The organism is Novosphingobium sp. ZW T3_23 (genome assembly GCF_044987305.1).
Lineage (GTDB): Bacteria > Pseudomonadota > Alphaproteobacteria > Sphingomonadales > Sphingomonadaceae > Novosphingobium.
This window is the reverse complement of the sequence record NZ_JBJDRF010000018.1, coordinates 1-17,238: the sequence shown is the minus strand read 5'-3', so window position 1 is coordinate 17,238 and position 17,238 is coordinate 1. Positions and strand designations below refer to the sequence as shown.

At 66.3% G+C, this 17,238-nt stretch carries 16 protein-coding genes and 1 tRNA gene; 10 read left to right on the top strand and 7 right to left on the bottom strand.

What is annotated here, in order from left to right:
* Positions 1 to 2: 2 nt before the first annotated feature.
* Positions 3 to 503 carry a DUF2141 domain-containing protein gene (locus ACI3K3_RS11540; protein WP_404913805.1) on the bottom strand — a complete coding sequence of 167 codons (501 nt, stop codon included), beginning with the start codon at positions 501 to 503 and terminating at the stop codon, positions 3 to 5.
* A gap of 244 nt (positions 504 to 747) precedes the next feature.
* On the opposite strand from ACI3K3_RS11540, the gene rpe reads away from it, so the two are divergent.
* The 7 genes from rpe (at position 748) to dxs (ending at position 8,356) form a co-directional block, all read left to right on the top strand.
* Complete coding sequence (gene rpe, locus ACI3K3_RS11535; RefSeq protein ID WP_313435502.1) at positions 748 to 1,410, top strand: ribulose-phosphate 3-epimerase; 663 nt, start codon at positions 748 to 750, stop codon at positions 1,408 to 1,410.
* A 136-nt stretch (positions 1,411 to 1,546) separates the two neighbouring features.
* Positions 1,547 to 3,421, top strand: coding sequence for a heparinase II/III family protein (locus ACI3K3_RS11530; protein WP_404913804.1), 1,875 nt, complete (start codon positions 1,547 to 1,549; stop codon positions 3,419 to 3,421).
* A gap of 135 nt (positions 3,422 to 3,556) precedes the next feature.
* Positions 3,557 to 5,149, top strand: a complete 1,593-nt coding sequence (gene purH / locus ACI3K3_RS11525) for a bifunctional phosphoribosylaminoimidazolecarboxamide formyltransferase/IMP cyclohydrolase (RefSeq protein ID WP_404913803.1) — start codon at positions 3,557 to 3,559, stop codon at positions 5,147 to 5,149.
* A 75-nt stretch (positions 5,150 to 5,224) separates the two neighbouring features.
* Positions 5,225 to 5,425 carry a hypothetical protein gene (locus ACI3K3_RS11520; protein WP_404913802.1) on the top strand — a complete coding sequence of 67 codons (201 nt, stop codon included), beginning with the start codon at positions 5,225 to 5,227 and terminating at the stop codon, positions 5,423 to 5,425.
* 193 nt (positions 5,426 to 5,618) lie between these two features.
* Positions 5,619 to 5,768, top strand: coding sequence for a hypothetical protein (locus tag ACI3K3_RS11515; RefSeq protein WP_313435494.1), 150 nt, complete (start codon positions 5,619 to 5,621; stop codon positions 5,766 to 5,768).
* 81 nt (positions 5,769 to 5,849) lie between these two features.
* On the top strand, positions 5,850 to 6,311 hold the full coding sequence (locus ACI3K3_RS11510; RefSeq protein ID WP_404913801.1) for a Fur family transcriptional regulator: 462 nt from the start codon (positions 5,850 to 5,852) through the stop codon (positions 6,309 to 6,311).
* 122 nt (positions 6,312 to 6,433) lie between these two features.
* The gene (gene dxs / locus ACI3K3_RS11505; RefSeq protein WP_404913800.1) at positions 6,434 to 8,356 is read left to right on the top strand and encodes a 1-deoxy-D-xylulose-5-phosphate synthase; all 1,923 of its coding nucleotides are present in this window, start codon (positions 6,434 to 6,436) and stop codon (positions 8,354 to 8,356) included.
* A 75-nt stretch (positions 8,357 to 8,431) separates the two neighbouring features.
* On the opposite strand, the gene ACI3K3_RS11500 is transcribed toward dxs, so the two are convergent.
* The 3 genes from ACI3K3_RS11500 to ACI3K3_RS11490 all read right to left on the bottom strand — a co-directional run bounded on the left by ACI3K3_RS11500 (position 8,432) and on the right by ACI3K3_RS11490 (position 12,832).
* On the bottom strand, positions 8,432 to 9,727 hold the full coding sequence (locus tag ACI3K3_RS11500; protein ID WP_404913799.1) for an amidohydrolase family protein: 1,296 nt from the start codon (positions 9,725 to 9,727) through the stop codon (positions 8,432 to 8,434).
* Positions 9,724 to 11,109: an amidohydrolase gene (locus ACI3K3_RS11495; RefSeq protein ID WP_404913798.1), complete on the bottom strand. Its 1,386-nt coding sequence runs from the start codon at positions 11,107 to 11,109 to the stop codon at positions 9,724 to 9,726. The genes ACI3K3_RS11500 and ACI3K3_RS11495 overlap by 4 nt, the downstream gene beginning before the upstream one ends.
* A gap of 67 nt (positions 11,110 to 11,176) precedes the next feature.
* Positions 11,177 to 12,832 (bottom strand): peptide MFS transporter, encoded by a 1,656-nt coding sequence (locus ACI3K3_RS11490; protein ID WP_404913797.1) that lies wholly within the window; start codon positions 12,830 to 12,832, stop codon positions 11,177 to 11,179.
* A 277-nt stretch (positions 12,833 to 13,109) separates the two neighbouring features.
* On the opposite strand from ACI3K3_RS11490, the gene ACI3K3_RS11485 reads away from it, so the two are divergent.
* Entirely contained in the window at positions 13,110 to 13,391 is a 282-nt protein-coding gene (locus ACI3K3_RS11485; protein WP_313435482.1) for an integration host factor subunit beta, read from the top strand.
* 97 nt (positions 13,392 to 13,488) lie between these two features.
* Positions 13,489 to 13,573, top strand: a tRNA-Leu gene (locus tag ACI3K3_RS11480).
* Positions 13,574 to 13,588: 15 nt separating this feature from the next.
* Here ACI3K3_RS11480 and ACI3K3_RS11475 read toward each other — a convergent pair.
* Both ACI3K3_RS11475 and ACI3K3_RS11470 read right to left on the bottom strand, forming a co-directional pair.
* Complete coding sequence (locus ACI3K3_RS11475; RefSeq protein ID WP_404913796.1) at positions 13,589 to 14,809, bottom strand: ABC transporter permease; 1,221 nt, start codon at positions 14,807 to 14,809, stop codon at positions 13,589 to 13,591.
* Positions 14,806 to 15,765: an ABC transporter ATP-binding protein gene (locus tag ACI3K3_RS11470; protein WP_404913795.1), complete on the bottom strand. Its 960-nt coding sequence runs from the start codon at positions 15,763 to 15,765 to the stop codon at positions 14,806 to 14,808. The genes ACI3K3_RS11475 and ACI3K3_RS11470 overlap by 4 nt, the downstream gene beginning before the upstream one ends.
* A gap of 72 nt (positions 15,766 to 15,837) precedes the next feature.
* On the opposite strand from ACI3K3_RS11470, the gene queG reads away from it, so the two are divergent.
* The gene (gene queG, locus ACI3K3_RS11465; protein ID WP_404913794.1) at positions 15,838 to 16,953 is read left to right on the top strand and encodes a tRNA epoxyqueuosine(34) reductase QueG; all 1,116 of its coding nucleotides are present in this window, start codon (positions 15,838 to 15,840) and stop codon (positions 16,951 to 16,953) included.
* Here queG and ACI3K3_RS11460 read toward each other — a convergent pair.
* On the bottom strand, positions 16,937 to 17,238 hold a 302-nt coding region (locus tag ACI3K3_RS11460), incomplete at its 5' end, for an oxidoreductase C-terminal domain-containing protein (protein WP_404913793.1). The two genes, queG and ACI3K3_RS11460, sit on opposite strands and share 17 nt — an antisense overlap.

The following is a 17,238-nucleotide window of genomic DNA, read 5'->3' as shown; positions in this document are numbered from 1 at the left end:
CTTTACATATAGCGCATCTGGATGCGGATCGACTTCACTTCCTTGCTGCCCACCGGCACGCCGACCTTGGTATAGCTCGGCTTTCCGAGGTTGAAGATGTTGATCGAAGGATTGTTCGACATCGCGCCGCCGTCCGAGCCGAGATCGGTCTTCCCGTTCCCGTTCACGTCGTGACGGACCGCGATGCCGTATGTCCCGCTGGCGGGAACCGGCACGCAGAACGTCATGGTCCCGGCCTTGGCAGGCGCCTCGATCCGCTTCAGCCACTTGCCCTTGGCAAGCCATTCCGCCGATGTCGCGCGGTAGGACTGCACGCGCATGCGCCCCTCGGACGCCTTGATCCCGTCCACGGTAACCATGATCGCGGGGCCGCCGCCAGCGCGGCACTGGCTCATGTCGTTGCGAGCCTCGTCACGGTACTGGGCTGCGGCGGGCATCGCGGCGGCCAGGGCAGCAAGGCCTGCGGCGGCGGCCAGGGGCGCCTTGGGGAACTTCAATCTCATCTCCGGTTCCATTGCTCTTCACGCGGTCCAACCCCGTGAAATATCTGGCGCGGCACTGCCATTCGGGCCGTGAATGCACTCTGAATTGGCAATTCACAACCGCCCGGATGCCGGACGGCGCCCTTCCGGCTCGGCGAATTCACGGAGCCTCCTCCATATGGCGTGTGGAAAACGGCGCCGCCGCGCTTGTAGCCCCAACATCTGGTGCCCTATCCTTCGCACCCGAGGAGTACCGTTCTTTACCATGACCACGCCGCTGATCTCGCCCTCCATCCTGTCCGCCGACTTCGCCCGCCTGGGAGAGGAAGTCCGCGCGATCGACGAAGCCGGCGCGGACTGGATCCACGTCGATGTCATGGACGGCCACTTCGTCCCCAACATCACGATCGGCCCGGCCGTGGTGAAGGCGCTTCGCCCGCATTCGGCCAAGGTGTTCGACGTCCACCTGATGATCTCCCCGGTGGACGCCTATCTCGAAGCCTTTGCAGAGGCCGGCGCGGACTACATCACCGTCCACCCCGAGGCAGGCCCGCACGTCCACCGCACGGTGCAGACGATCCGCAATCTGGGCAAGAAGGCGGGCATCTCGCTCAACCCGGCCACCCCGGCCAAGATGCTGGACTACCTGATCGACGAGATCGACCTTGTCCTGATCATGAGCGTGAACCCCGGTTTCGGCGGCCAGAGCTTCATCTCCAGCCAGCTTCGCAAGATCGAGGCGGTGCGCAAGATGATCGAGAAATCCGGCCGCGACATCCGCCTCGAAGTGGACGGCGGCGTCGATGCCAAGACGGCGCCGCTCTGCGTTGCGGCGGGTGCTGACGTGCTTGTGGCCGGTTCGGCGACCTTCCGGGGCGGCCCTTCGCAATATGCCGCCAACATCCGCGCCCTGAAGGGGCTTGACTGAGACGGTGCCCCTGGACGCCCATCCGCGCTTCCCCAACGGGAACCTGGGCGATGGGAACCTAGGCGATGGGAACCGGGGCGGGCTCCGGGAGATTTCTTCGGCGGATGGACCGCAATTCGGCGGGGTGGAGGGTGCCTTGAATCAGAGCGTTAGCGGAGCGCCGTCCCTGACGACGGCCGCCGAACCCGACATCACCGATATCTCCGCTTTCGGGGCCGAGGATCACGGATTCCTGCCGCCGCGCGACCAGATCCATTCCGGCCCGCAAGTGGAGATCGGCCAGATCGACGGCGGCCGCGCACTGGCCCTCGCCGATTTCTCGCCTCCTGCAGTGGGCGCGGGCGAGCGTTTCATCCGCTTCGCCTACCGGCTCGGCATACCCGGCTCGATGTTGTCGGCACCGATGGGCAAGAAGGCCCGCACGCGCCTGCTGGCGACGGTCAGCAACACCCTGCCCGGAAATGCGGCCGCCGGAACCGCGCTGCGGGCCGGGCATTTCCTGATCCACGGCGCGAAAACGCCGATCGCGCAGGTCGACTATGCCGGCCCCTCGCGCGTCACGCCGCCGCTGGAGCGGGTGGTGCACAGCTTCTCGTGGCTTACCGATCTGGAAGCCTGCGGTCCTCGCGAGCATGGCGCGCCCACGGCCGAGCGCATCCTTGCCGCCTGGCTCCAGGCCAACCCCAAGCCGCCTGCAAAGCCCGGCAAGGGTCCGGCCTGGGACGTCGGCAACACCGGCGCCCGCCTGATGAACTGGCTGGCCCATGCCCCGCTCATCCTTGCGGGCGAGAAGGCGCTGCGCAACCGCACGCTGGCGCATATCTCCGAGACGGCGCGCTGGCTGGACCGGCACGTCGGCCGGGCCGAAGACGAACTCGCCGCGCTCGCGGGCTGGAGCGCGATCGTCGCCGCCGGCCTGCTCCTGCCCGAGGGACGCCCGCGCCGCCTCTATGGGGAGGCCGGGCTGATCAAGGCGCTCGGCGAACTGATCGGCGACGATGGCGGCGTACTGTCGCGCAGCCCCCTTGCGCAGATGGAAGCGATCGCGGTGCTCGTGCGGCTGCGCAATTGCTATCACGCCACCCGCAGGGACGCGCCCAAGGCGGTGGAACGCGTGATCGAACTGCTGGTACCACCGCTGCTCGCGCTGACCCATGGCGATGGCTCGCTGGGATCGTGGCAGGGCGGCTGGGCCGTGGATGGCGAGGACGTCAACGCCCTGATCAAGGCCACCGGCGTGCGCACGCGCCCGCTGCGCGAGGTGCGCCAGTGGGGCTACCAGCGCGTGCTGGCGCACAAGTCCATCCTCCAGTTCGACACCGCGCCGCCGCCGCTGCCGGCGCACGCGCGCTACGGCTGCGCCTCCACGCTGGCCTTCGAGATGTCGCATTCCGGCCATCGCCTGATCGTCAACTGCGGCGGTTCGGCCAGCGGCGGCGGGCTGGTGCCGGTGCGCCTCGAACAGGGCCTGCGCGCCACCGCCGCCCATTCCACGCTGACGCTGGACGATGCCAATTCCACCGCCGTCCTCATCAACGGGGCGATCGGCGGCGGCGTCAGCGAAGTCGATATCGACCGCAAGACGCTGGTGCAGGAGAACGGCGGCAACGCCACCCGCATCGAGGCCAGCCACAACGGGTACGAGGCGCGCTACGGCCTTACCCATCGCCGCATCCTGATCCTGCGCGACGACGGCAGCGAGCTTCGCGGCGAAGACGTGCTGATCCCGGCGGGGCGCAAGGGCCATCGCGGCAAGGTGGGCTTCGCCATCCGCTTCCATCTGGGTGCCGATGTCGAGGTGCTCCTCACAGAGGATGGCCAGGGCGCGGGCATGGCCCTGCCCGACGGCAGCCTCTGGCAGTTCCGCAGCAGCGCGGGCGAGGTGACGCTGGAGGATTCGCTCTGGGTGGACGGCCTGGGCCGCCCCCAGGCGACGCAGCAACTGGTGATCCAGGGAATGGTCTCGCGAGGAGGCGGTAATTTCGGCTGGCTTATCAAGAAAATGGGGTGAACTGCCGCGACGAGCCCCACGGCTTGTGGCACCCTGACCTTGCGGGAGCTTTGCGGCCCCCTTGCGGACTCGTTGCCGGCGACCTAGAGCGCGCGCAAAATCCCTAGTCCGCCAGTCCAGAACGAGGCCATTTTCATGACCGATACCGTCCAGATCCGCCGCGCATTGCTTTCGGTTTCCGACAAGACCGGCCTCGCCGATCTGGGCAAGGCGCTCGCCGCGCGCGGGGTGGAGCTGGTCTCGACCGGCGGCACGGCCAAGGCGCTGCGCGAAGCCGGCCTGGACGTGAAGGACATCTCCGAAATCACCGATTTCCCGGAGATGATGGACGGCCGCGTCAAGACCCTGCACCCCAAGGTTCACGGCGGCCTGCTGGCCGTGCGCGACAACCCGGAACATGCCAAGGCCATGGCCGACCACGAAATCGACGCGATCGACCTCGTGGTCGTCAATCTCTATCCCTTCGAGGCAACCGTCGCCAAGGGCGCGGACCGTGACGAGATCATCGAGAACATCGACATCGGCGGCCCGTCGATGGTGCGCTCGGCCGCGAAGAACCATGCCTTCGTCGCCATCGTCACCGACCCCAAGGACTACGACGGCCTGCTGGCGGAACTGGAAACGACGAACGGCGGCACCACTCTGGCCTTCCGCAAGCTGCTGGCCGCCCGCGCCTATGCGCAGACCGCCGCCTACGATTCGATGATCTCGCAGTGGTTCGCCTTCGCCGACCAGGGCGTTGAATTCCCGGAGATGCTGAGCATCAACGGCCGTCTCGGCACCGAGCTGCGCTATGGCGAGAACCCGCACCAGAAGGCCGCGCTCTACACGCCCGTAGGCCCCTTCACCAAGGGCCTTGCCCAGAGCGAGCAGGTGCAGGGCAAGGAACTGTCCTACAACAATTACAACGACGCCGATGCCGCCTTCGAACTCGCCGCCGAGTTCAAGGGCCAGGATCCGGCCGTGATCATCGTCAAACATGCCAACCCTTGCGGCGTGGCTCAGGGTTCCAGCCTGCTCGAAGCCTGGCAGGGTGCGCTGGCCTGTGACGACGTTTCGGCCTTCGGCGGCATCGTCGCGGTGAACACCACGCTCGACGGCGCTACCGCCGAGGCGATCTGCCAGATCTTCACCGAAGTGGTCGTCGCCCCCGATGCCGACGAGGATGCCCGCGCCTTCTTCGCCAAGAAGAAGAACCTGCGCCTGCTGCTGACCGGCGACCTGCCCGATCCGCGTCGCGCCGGCCTGCTGGTGCGACAGATCACAGGCGGCCTGCTCGTCCAGAACCGCGACAACGGCGCCATCGGCTTCGACGACCTCAAGGTCGTGACCAAGCGCGCGCCGACCGACCAGGAACTTAAGGACTGCCTGTTCGCCTGGACGGTGGCCCGCCACGTCAAGTCGAACGCCATCGTCTATGCCAAGGACGGCGTCACCGCCGGGATCGGCGCGGGCCAGATGAACCGCCGCGATTCCTCGCGCATCGCCGCGATGAAGGCCGCGGAAGCCGCCGAGAAGTTCGGCTGGGCGCAGGCGCGCACGGTCGGCTCGGCGGTCGCTTCGGACGCGTTCTTCCCCTTCGCGGACGGTCTTCTGGCCGCCGCCGAAGCGGGCGCGACAGCGGTGATCCAGCCGGGCGGCTCGATCCGTGACGACGAAGTGATCGCCGCTGCCGACGAAGCAGGGCTGGCGATGGTCTTCACCGGCATGCGCCACTTCAAGCACTGATCCCGAAGGACGCGGCCTGAACCACCCAGCATCTTGCCGGGGTCCGACGAAGCGAAGGAGACGAATATGTGGCTGATGTGGCTTGGACCGCTCGTCACCGTCGCCTTCCTCGTCGGGCTGGCCACGGCGGCGGTGCTCGTGCGCCTCGGACGGATCCGGAAGCCGCATCACGTCGTCGGCGCACTGGCCCTTCCCTTCGGCTGCGCGGCGCTGCCGGTTGCGGTACTGGCCGTCGTCTCGGTGGCCTCGGCGCTAATCGCGGGCACGCCCCGCTGACCAGGGCGTGTGGGGATTCAGCCCAGGCGGGCCCGCATTGACGGAAATGTGACGGTTCCGCCGCTTCGCCGCCTGCGAAAAACGGTTCGTCGCATAACATGGCGCAATTCGTCGCCATTCACTGGACGGCAAGGCGATTCGTCCCAAGTGGGCGGCACGCAATCGTTACCAAGCAACAGAGCTGATTTTCGTCATGGGACTCTTCAAGGCCGACTTCTACCGCTTCTTCGCTCTCGGCTTCGCCGGCGGTGCGCTGCTGGTGCTCGGCGTGATGGGCGTGGGCAATCACTCGATCGCGGATGGACTTTTGCCTCCGGCTGAAGCCGCAGCGCAGGTGCGTTGATCGAGAGGGGCCTACCTCTCTAGCTTTCCGCCTCTCCAGCTTTCAATTGCGCACGAGGCAGGCAGTGCCCATATGGGCGAAATGGCTAATGCGCATCATCATCACGAACATTCCGGCGAAAACCTGATCGACGCGGCGCGCGCCGCCCTCGAAAAGGCCGGCGAGCAATGGACAGAGATGCGCGCCGACGTTTTCGGCGCGCTGGCTGAACGCGACCGCCCTGCCTCCGCCTACGATCTGGCTGAAAGCGTCTCGACCTTGCGCGGCAAGCGGGTGGCGCCGAACAGCGTCTATCGCATCCTCGACCTGTTCGTGCGCACCAACCTCGCACGCCGGGTGGAAAGCGCCAATGCCTATCTCGCCAACAGCCACCCCGGCTGCCAGCACGACTGCATCTTCCTGATCTGCGACGTCTGCGGACAGGCAGTCCATATCGACGACGACAAGCTGACCGGCGCCCTCATCGCCGCCGCGAAGCAGGCCGGGTTCGCGGGTGTGCGCCCGGTGGTGGAACTGCGCGGCACTTGCGCCACTTGCAGCTAGGACGCGCGGAAACGGAGCGTCGAAGCAGCAGGCCTCATGTTTTTCCTGTCCTTTCGGACGGCACCTGCTTATTCCCCACCGCTTAATTCGACACCAGAACATGTAGCGTGTAGAAGCAGACCATGACAGCCAACCCGGCCACGCCGCTCCTCGACACCGTTGACACCCCGGACGATCTTCGCAAGCTCAAGCCTGCGGATTTGCGTCAACTGGCCGACGAACTCCGCACCGAGATGATCTCCGCGGTGGGCCAGACCGGCGGCCACCTCGGCTCCGGTCTCGGCGTCGTCGAGCTGACCGTTGCGATCCACTACGTGTTCGATACGCCGACCGACCGGCTGATCTGGGACGTGGGCCACCAGGCCTATCCGCACAAGATCCTCACCGGCCGCCGCGACCGTATCCGCACCCTGCGTCAGGGCGGCGGACTTTCGGGTTTCACCAAGCGTTCGGAAAGCGAATACGACCCCTTCGGCACGGCCCATAGCTCCACCTCGATCTCTGCCGCGCTCGGTTTCGCCGTCGCCAACAAGATCAAGGGCACGCCGGGTCGCGGCATCGCCGTGATCGGCGACGGCGCGATGAGCGCGGGCATGGCCTACGAGGCGATGAACAACGCTGCCGAGGCCGGAAACCGCCTGATCGTCGTCCTCAACGACAACGACATGTCGATCGCGCCCCCGGTCGGCGGACTGTCCTCCTATCTCGCGCGCCTCGTGTCTTCGGGACGGTTCCTGGGCCTGCGTGACCTTGCCCGCAAGTTCGCGCGGCGCCTGCCCCGCCCGCTCCACGCCGCCGCCCGCAAGACCGACGAATTCGCGCGCGGCATGGCCATGGGCGGCACCCTGTTCGAGGAACTCGGCTTCTACTACGTCGGCCCGATCGACGGCCATGACCTCGACGCGCTCGTTCCCGTGCTGGAAAACGTGCGCGACGCTGCCGAAGGGCCGATCCTGGTCCATGTCGTGACCCAGAAGGGCAAGGGCTACGGGCCGGCCGAGGAAGCGGCAGACAAGTATCACGGCGTGCAGAAGTTCAACGTCGTCACCGGAGAGCAGGCCAAGGCGCCCGCCGGCCCGCCCAGCTATACCGGCGTCTTCGCCAAGGCGCTGGTGGCCGAAGCGGAGAAGGACGACCGCATCTGCGCCATCACCGCCGCCATGCCCTCGGGCACCGGGCTGGACAAGTTCGCGCAACTCTTCCCGAACCGCAGCTTCGACGTGGGTATTGCCGAACAGCATGCTGTCACTTTCGCGGCCGGTCTGGCCGCGCAGGGCATGCGGCCGTTCTGCGCCATCTACTCCACGTTCCTCCAGCGCGCGTTCGACCAGGTGGTCCATGACGTGGCGATCCAGAACCTGCCCGTGCGCTTCGCGATCGACCGCGCCGGCCTGGTCGGCGCCGACGGCGCGACGCACGCCGGTTCGTTCGACGTGACCTATCTTGCCACGCTGCCGAACATGGTCGTGATGGCCGCTGCCGACGAGGCGGAGCTGGTCCACATGGTCCACACGGCCGCGCAGTACGATGCCGGGCCCATCGCCTTCCGCTATCCGCGCGGCAACGGCGTGGGACTTGACCTCCCTGAAGTGCCGGAACTGCTGGAGATCGGCAAAGGCCGGATCGTCCGCGAAGGCACCAAGGTCGCGCTGCTCTCGCTGGGCACGCGCCTCGGAGAAGCGCTCAAGGCCGCCGATCTGCTGGATGCCAAGGGTCTCTCCACCACCGTGGCGGATCTGCGTTTCGCCAAGCCGCTCGACACCGATCTGATCCGCAAGCTGATGCTCAGCCACGACGTGGTCGTCACCGTGGAAGAAGGCGCCATCGGCGGCCTGGGCGCCCACGTCCTGACGATGGCCAGCGACGAGGGCCTGACCGATGCCGGTCTGAAGATTCGCACCATGCGCCTGCCGGACGTGTTCCAGGACCACGACAAGCCCGAGGCGCAGTACGACGAAGCGGGCCTGAACGCGCCGCAGATCTTGGACACCGTGCTGAAGGCCCTGCGCCACAACAGCGCCGGCGTGAACGAAGCACGGGCCTGACGGCGCCGTCACGATCGGTACGACGGCGGAGTAAAGGAAAAGGGGCCATCGGCAATGCCGATGGCCCCTTTCCTGTTACCAGTCGTAAGCCTTGGGCAGATACGTCCGATCGAGGCTCTTGTAGCGCTGCTTCAAGCGGCTCTGGTGATTGTCGAGCGGCTGCCTGATCCCGTCGATATAGACCTCCACCGGCGCCGATGACAGTTCCAGCGGATCGCCGTCCCAAACCACGACATCACCCACCGCGCCGGGCGCCAGCACGCCCTTTTTACCGCCCATGCCACTGATCTCGGCCGGAACCGAGGTGATCGCGGCAAGCGCCTCGCCCCAGGTCAGACCCACCGCACCGGGCAGCCTGTTCAGGGCCACGAGATTGCCGGCCTGCTGCGGCGCATAGCGCGGCTGGTTGCTGCCCCCGAACATGCCGATGGCAACCTTTACGCCGGCCTTCTTCATCCGCCCGACGTTCGACTGGGTGGCTGCGAGGCTCTCGAAGCTGGCGGGAAGATCGCGGAGCGGCATGGCGATGACCGGCACCTTGGCAGCCGCAATGGCGTTCGCCACCAGCCAGCCTTCGGTCGCGCCCACCAGGACGAGGTTCAGCTTGGGAAACTCGGTCTTGAGCGCCAGAACGCTGCGAATGTCGGCGGCGCGTTCGACGCCGACATAGAGCGCCTGACGGCCGTCCAACACCGGAGCCAGTGCCAGGGCATCCGCACGGGTGAGCATGGCATCGCTGCTCCGCGCGCCGGGCACCGTTGCCAGGTCGCGCGCCTCGCGCAGGGCATTGCGCAGCGCGACGTGGGCCGCGACGCGGCTGCCGCCTGCAAGCTTGGCCCCCGCTTCGCCCAGTTGCACGAACTGGAAGGCCCGCGCCGTGTTCACCAGATCGACGCCGGTGCCCAGATCGATCAGCGCGCCCTGCCCGGCAAAGATCGAATCACCGTTCACCGGCGCGACGCTGGCGCGGGTGACGCCGCCTTCGCGGCTGATCGCGATATGCGCGTTGGCGGGATTGATCGCCGGGGCCACATCGAGCGCGGCATTGAATGGCGACTTGCCCGCTTCGGAATCGTTGCTGTCGGCCACGCCCTCAACGTCCCAGAGGCCGAGATCGGTGACCGCCGAGAACAACCCCGGCGTCACCCATTTGCCGGTGCCGTCCACACTCCGCATCCCGGCGGGCACGGTAACACCGGCCCCCGCCGCGACCACCTTGCCGGCCCGCACGACGACGGTGCCATGCTCGATCGGCGCGCCGCCGTCACCCGTGGCGACGGTGGCGTTGGTGATTGCGAAGTCCTGCGCAGAGGCCATGACCGGAAGGGCGACTGCCGCCAGCGCGGCTATGACAAGGGCGCGGCGGCTCATTTCACGTCTCCTTCACCCGGCTGGCCCAGCTCGAAATCGCTGACCGGACGGCGTCTGGCGTCCTGCGCGTCGAACATCAGGGCGCCGTCGATCCACACTTTCTCAGGCCGCGAATAGACCGAGAGCGGATTGCCGTTCCACAGGACCACGTCCGCCATCTTGCCCGCTTCGAGGCTGCCGGTCTTCTCGCCTATACCCATGGTCTTCGCGGCATTGTAGGTGAACCAGCCGACCACCTGCGCGTCGGGAATGTCGATGCCGATGCGGCGGCCGTCGGCCTGTGCCTTGGCCGCTTCCTGGTTGAGGCGCTGGATGCCGTTTTCGTCATCCGAGTGGATCACCACGCAGGCCCCAGCATTGGCGAGCAGCGCCGCGTTCTCGGGGATGCCGTCATAGGCTTCCATCTTGAAGCCGTACCAATCGGCCCAGATGGCGGCGCAGATGTCGTTTTCGCGCAGGATATCGGCGATCTTGTAGGCTTCCACGGCGTGATGGAATGCGGTGACCTTGTAGCCCATCTCCTTGGACATATCGATCACCTGCGCCATCTCGTCGGCGCGGTAGCAGTGGTTCTGGACCAGGATCTCACCCTTGAGCACGCCTTCCAGCGTATCCTTGCCGAGGTCGCGCTCGGAATGGTCGCCGTCCATGTACTGACGCGCATCGATCCAGGCCTGGCGATCGACCGACATGTTGCCCATCCGGGTCGAGGGCTTCTGGCCCTTGCCGCCGTAGACCCGCTTGGGATTCTCGCCGCAGGCCATCTTCAGCGCATAGGGCGCGCCGGGGAACTTCATGCCCTGCACGGTGATGCTCGGCACGTTCTTCAGCGTGACCGCGCGGCCGCCGATGAGGTTGCCCGATCCGGGCAGGATCTGGAGGCTGGTGACGCCGCCGTTGGCCAGCGCGCGGGTGAAACCCGGATCCTGCGGCCAGACCGAGTGCTCGGCCCAGACGTCGGGCGTGGTGGGGCTGGTCATCTCGTTGCCGTCCGCCAGCGCGTCGACGCCCGGCGAGGGATAGACGCCGAGGTGCGAGTGGATGTCGATCACGCCCGGCGTGACGAACTTCCCGGTGCCGTCGATGCGGGCATAGCCCTCGGGGATCGGCATGTCGGCAGCGCCCACGGCCTGGACCTTGCCGTCGCGGAACAGCACCACGCCGTTCTCGATCCTGCCGCCGCGACCGTCGTAGACGGTGGCGCCCACCAGAGCGGTCGGCGTGCCGGGATAGGACTTGTAGGTGGAAGGATAAGGGTCGGCTACGATAGGCGCCGCCTTCTTGTCGTGCTTCTTGGCGTCCGCACCCGTAGCGCCCAGCGCCAGTGCCGCGCCCAGGACGAGCGTGGACGACCAGCGCCGCAATGCCGGCGATACCCTCATGTCGTGATTCCCCTGTTCAAATGGAGTCCGGCCCGGAAGAACCTTGGTTCGCCGGGCCGGTGTGATGTCAGTGCGGTTTGCGTTCCGGGTGGAAGCCGGCTTCCTGCGCTTCCAGCCCCAGTTCGCTCTGCCCCGCGAGGTCGCGGTCCATACCGCGATCCTCAAGGGTGTTGAGATGCATCCAGCGCTTCACCAGTGGCGACAGCGCCAGGACCACCACGGCCACGCCGATCGTGGTCCAGCCGATCGTGGAGTAGATGCCCAGCGTCACCTGCTTGTCCATCACGCCGCTTTCGCCGCCGGTGGCCTCGCCGATCTTGCCCGCCACGAAGTTGCCCACGGCGGTCATGTAGAACCACGCGCCCATGATGAAGCTGCCGAGGTGCAGCGGCGAAAGGCGCGTCATGGCCGAGAGGCCCACGGGCGACAGGCAAAGCTCGCCGGTGGTGTGGAGGGCATAGATCAGGAACACGAACAGCACCGAAGTCATCGCCGCCGGATCGCCGCTGCCCGCGCCCCAAACGAAGACCAGGAAGCCGAGGCCGACCTGGATCAGCGCCAGGCCGAACTTGGCGGGGGCCGAAGGCTCGATGCCCTTGCGGCCGAGGTACTGCCACAGGGCCGCGAAGATCGGGCCGAACAGCACGATGTAGATCGGGTTGATCGACTGGAACAGGCTGGTCGGCACGCCGCCGCGGTCCACGAACTTGTCGGTATAGAGGCTCAGCGAACCGCCCGCCTGCTCGAACAGGCCCCAGAAGATCGGGTTCAGCGCGATGAGGAACAGGATCGCGAAGATGCGCTCGCGCGGTTCCTTGGGCAGCTTGAACGCTTCGTAGAGCGTATAGCCGAGCATCGCGATGCCCGAAACGACCAGCAGCGACTGGATCACGCTGACGTACTGGATCAGGAACCAGATCACCGCCACCGAGCCGATGCCGATGCCGTAGAGCGTCAGTTCGCCCTTCTTGGCCAGCGGCTTGGGCGGCTCGCCCCGGCCCTTGAGCGCAGGCTTGCCGGCCACGAAGATGAGCAGGCCCAGCACCATGCCGATCCCGGCGAGGCCGAAGCCCCAGGACCAGCCGATCGTCTCGCCCAGGTAGCCGACCAGGATCGTGCCCAGCGCAGCGCCGGTGTTCACGCCCATGTAGAAGATCGTGTAGGCCGAATCGCGGCGGGAATCGGTCATCTTGTAGAGCTGGCCGACGATCACCGAGATGTTCGCCTTGAGGAAGCCCGAGCCGACGATGATCAGCGCCAGGGCCAGCCAGAACACGTTGATCGCCGGGTCCGCCTGCTTCACCAGCGGATCGGTGGCGCCGTGGATGCCCTCATAGGCCATGAACAGGTGGCCCACGGCGAGCACGATGCCGCCAAACAGCACCGCCTTGCGCTGGCCCAGGTAACGGTCGGCCAGATAGCCGCCCAGCACCGGGGTGATGTAGACCAGGCTGGTATAGGCGCCGTAGATCAGGTTGGCGCTGCCGTCATTGAACAGCCAGAATTTAGTGAGATAGAGGATCAGCAGCGCGCGCATGCCGTAGTAGGAGAAACGCTCCCACATCTCGGCATAGAACAGCACGAAAAGGCCGCGCGGGTGGCCGACGAATTCCTCGCTCTTGCGGGTGGCGATCACGCCGCCGATGGCCAGAACGGCAAAGAGGAGTATGGCGCCGATCGCGGCGATCCAGTCCCCCTCGTTCCAGGTTGCGATATCTTTCATGCGCCCTTCTTTTGTCCTGTCGCCCGAAAAGCTTGACCCACAAGCTTGAAAGCGGGGACGTTAGCGGCCAAATCGGCCGTGTAAATGGGGAGAGGGCTGGCAAACCGGCGGCCCGGTCGGCAATAGCTAACGGAATTTCCCTACCTCCGGTGAGGCATTGCGCGAAAACCACCGGAATGGCATTTTCTTGTGCTGGTGGAACCAAGTCACGCGAAATATTATGATTCGTTCGTGGCCTCGGGTTTTTCCGAAGGGCAATTTTTTAGGGAAGCATGCGATGATCAGATCCGAACTGCTGCTCGCTCTCGCCAAGGAGAATCCCGAACTTCGCGCCGAGGATGTCGAGCGCGCGGTGGATACGTTCTTCGACGAGATCACCCAGCGCCTGGCCGATGGCGGCCGCGTGGAACTGCGCGGATTCGGTGCTTTTTCCACCCGCCATCGCGACGGCCGCACCGGCCGCAATCCCAGAACCGGCGAAAGCGTGGACGTGCCGGAAAAGCGCGTACCCTATTTCAAGCCCGGCAAGGAAATGCGCGCCCGTCTCAACGTCGAGTGATCTGAACGCCGCACCGGCATAATTCGCGTGTCGCGGTTGCCCTGTCGCGCACGATCTGCCAGATCGCGCGCAGACACCAGCAGATAGCCGATCTCGTGCGGACGTGGCGGAATGGTAGACGCAGGGGACTTAAAATCCCTTGATCCTTGATCGTGCGGGTTCGAGTCCCGCCGTCCGTACCAGAAAACCGCGCCCCCTCAGCGGCGGCGCGAAAAGCGGAATCCTGAGCGCTTCACCTTCCCGGCCGGTCCCGATTTCATCACCCGCGAACGGAACAGGCGCGCTCCCCCGCGCACCAGCAGCAATACCCACAGCGCCTGCCAGCCGATCGCCAGCACATGCGGCAGCAGGGCCGGCTCCTGCGCCGCGCGTGCCAGCATCGCGAAGGGCGAGCTGAAAGGCACCAGCACCGCGGCGATTTCCACTGCGCTGCCGGGCTGGGTCATGGCAAAGCTGGCAAAGAAGAACACCATGAGCTGGGCCATCGTCACCGGCATCGACAGGGTCTGCACTTCGCGCACGGTCGTGGCCATCGAGCCGATCGTCAGGAACACCGAGCCGAGCAGCAGATAGGCCATGGCGAAGTAGATCACGCCAAGCCCGATCAGCAGCGGCCATCCCACCGCGGGATCGGGGAAGCGCTCCGGCGAGATACCGCCGCCAAGCCAGAGCAGCCCGCCTGTCGCCGCCCAAGTGGCGATGCCGACCAGCGAAACGCCAAGCATGGCAAAGAGCTTGCCCAGGAACACCGCGTCCATCGGCACCGCCGCCGCCAGCACTTCGATGATCTTGTTGCCCTTTTCCTCCACCAGGTTGGACAGGACCATGCCCGCCAGCATCATCGTCAAGAGGAACAGCAGGGTCTGGGCGCCCTGAGCGGTGGCAAAGCGCCCCTTGCGGTCGGTCGCGTTGCTGCGCGCCACCGGCTCCAGCGCGACTGCGGGATAGGCGATCGGCTGCCCCGACCGCGCCTGCGCCGCAAGCATCGCCACCGGCCCTTGCCAGGCCTCGATCAACCCGTCCGGCCCGGTCAACACCGGCGCGGCCAGCGAGCCCGTCAGAATGGCCGCAACATTCGCCTTGCGTGAAGCCAGCGTCTGGGCGGGATCATGGCGCTCGCCATCGGCCAGCCTGCCGATCACCACCAGCCGTGGCAGTTCGTCATCCAGCGCAGGCTCAAGCCGGGCGCGGGCCTGCTCCAGCTTACGCACCTCGCCCGTTTCCATCGCCACCCCGAGCAGGGGCCGTTCCTGGCTTGCATCGACACGCGAGCCGAGGCTGCCCGCCAGCAGCGCTATGACGATCGGGAACAGTGGCCCCAACAGGAAGAAGAAGAAGCTGCGGCTGAACAGGATGGCCGTGAAATCGCGACGCGCCACGACCCAGGCGGCGGCGAGGCCGGAAAGACGCCCGATCATCGGACTTCCTCCTGCTCTGCGCCGGCTTCGAGCGCGCGCGCGGCGGCCTCTCCGGCGATCGCGACGAAAGCATCGTGGAGTCCGGCCCGCTCGATCGACAGCGAGAGAATCCCGGCATCGCCTTCGATAAGCGCACGCAGCAGCGGCTCGACACCGCCCTCCGGCAAGGCGAAACTCCAGCTCGCCCCCTCCCGTCGCGCGTCCTCGGGCAATGCCCGGCGCCAGAGCCCATCCGGCTCCCGCGTTTCGAGGCGGACCTGCCGGGGAATGCGGTCCCGCGCGGCATCGACGGGCCCGGCAAAGGGCACCTTGCCCCCGGCGATGATCGCCACGTCGTCGCACAGACGCTCGGCGTGGGCGATGACATGGGTGGAGAAGATCACCGTCGTTCCATCCTCGGCAAGCTGGCGGATCAACCGCTCCAGCTTCCCTTGATTGAGTGCATCGAGCCCGGAAAAGGGTTCGTCCAGGATCACCAGGCGAGGATTGTGCACCAGTGTGCCGAGAATCTGCACCTGTTGCGCCATACCCTTGGAAAGTTGGCGAATCTGCCGATCGGCGGCATAGCCCAGCCCGTGCCGCTCCAGCAGGTCGTGCGCGCGGCGGCGCCCTTCCTTCAGCGGCAATCCGCGCAAGGCACCGAGGAAGGCGATGGCTTCGGTGGCCTTCATCGCCGGATAGAGGCCGCGCTCCTCGGGCAAGTAGCCGATGGCATGGGCCACGTCGTGGGGCCGCTCGGCGCCGAGGATACGGCGGGTTCCCGCATCCGGGTCGATGATTCCCAGCAACATGCGCAAGGTCGTAGTCTTGCCCGCGCCATTGGGGCCGAGAATGCCGTAGACTGCGCCCACCGGCACTTGCAGGTCTACTCCGTCCACTGCCGTGAACCCGTCGAAGCGTTTGACCAGGCCCTGCGCCTCGATCGCGAGGGAAGGCCCTTCCAAGTTGCTGGCCAAGGACCAATCTCCTACTGCGGCGTTCCGGCAATGGCGCCGTGGTCGTGCCTATGTACGAGAAAGTCCGCAAGCTTGGTTAACGATGCCCTCAATGCCCTGACCCGCGATCTCGAGGCGCAAGCCCGGGAACTGGGGTTCTGCGCGTTCGGCGTCGCTTCGGCCGAGGAAGACCCGGAGCGGGCGGCACGGCTCGATTCGTGGCTGGCCGAAGGCATGCACGGATCGATGGAATGGATGGCCGATCGCGCCCATCATCGTCGCTCCCCGCAAGGGCTCTGGCCCGAGGCGCGGCGGGTGATCGCACTGGGCATGAGCTATGCGCCCGCAGGCGATCCGCTCAGCCTTGCCGATGTAGCGGATGTCGGCCGAATTTCGGTCTACGCACAGGGCGCCGATTATCACGACTGGGTCAAGAAAGCGCTCAAGAACCTGGCGCGCTGGCTGGTTTCAGAGGCCGACAAGCGCGGATTGGGACCGGCCGGGGTGAAAGTCTTCACCGATACCGCCCCGGTCATGGAAAAGCCGCTGGCCGCCGCCGCCGGGCTGGGCTGGCAGGGCAAGCACACCAATATGGTCAGCCGCGAACATGGCTCGTGGCTGTTCCTGGGCGAGATCTACACCACGCTGGACCTGCCGCTTTCCACGGAGGGCCGGGATCGCTGCGGGTCGTGCCGGGCCTGTCAGGATGCCTGTCCGACGGCCGCCTTCCCCGCCCCCTACCGCCTCGATGCAAGGCGCTGCGTCAGCTACCTCACGATCGAGCACAAGGGTCCGATTCCGGAGGAGTTCCGCGAGGGTCTGGGCAACCGTATCTATGGCTGCGACGATTGTCTGGCGGTCTGCCCGTGGAACAAGTTCGCGGAGACGGCGAATCGCCTGAAGGCGTTCCTGCCGCGCGCGGAACTGACGGCGCCGAACCTGGCCGATCTGCTGACGCTGGACGATGCGGGCTTTCGCAAGCTGTTTTCGGGTTCGCCCATCAAGCGAATCGGCCGCGACCGCTTCGTGCGAAACTGCCTCTATGCCGCCGGAAACAGCGGAAATGCGGCGCTCATGGCGCAAGTCTCTTCGCTGCTGGAAGACCCGGACCCCGCCGTGGCGGAGGCCGCAGACTGGGCCGCGCGGCGATTGCAGGCCTCCCCGCCGATCGGCAGGGAGAACCCCGTATCGCTTACAGCAATTCCTTGAGCGGCTTTTCCTTGTCCGCCAGCGCTTCCAGATCCGGCTTGGCGCCCGCTTCTACCAGCTTGCGGCCCTGGACGTAGTCCTTGACCATGTTCACGCAATCGAGCGCGAGCACTTTGCCTTCCTTGAGGTAGATCACCGAGAAGCTGCGATCCTCGGGATTGCCGCGGATCACGGTCTGGTCGAAGCCCAGGTTGATGCCCGCGGTCTGGAGCTTGAGGTCGTACTGGTTGGACCAGAACCACGGGAAGGCCTTGTAGGGCTTCTCGTCACCGCAGATCGCCTTGG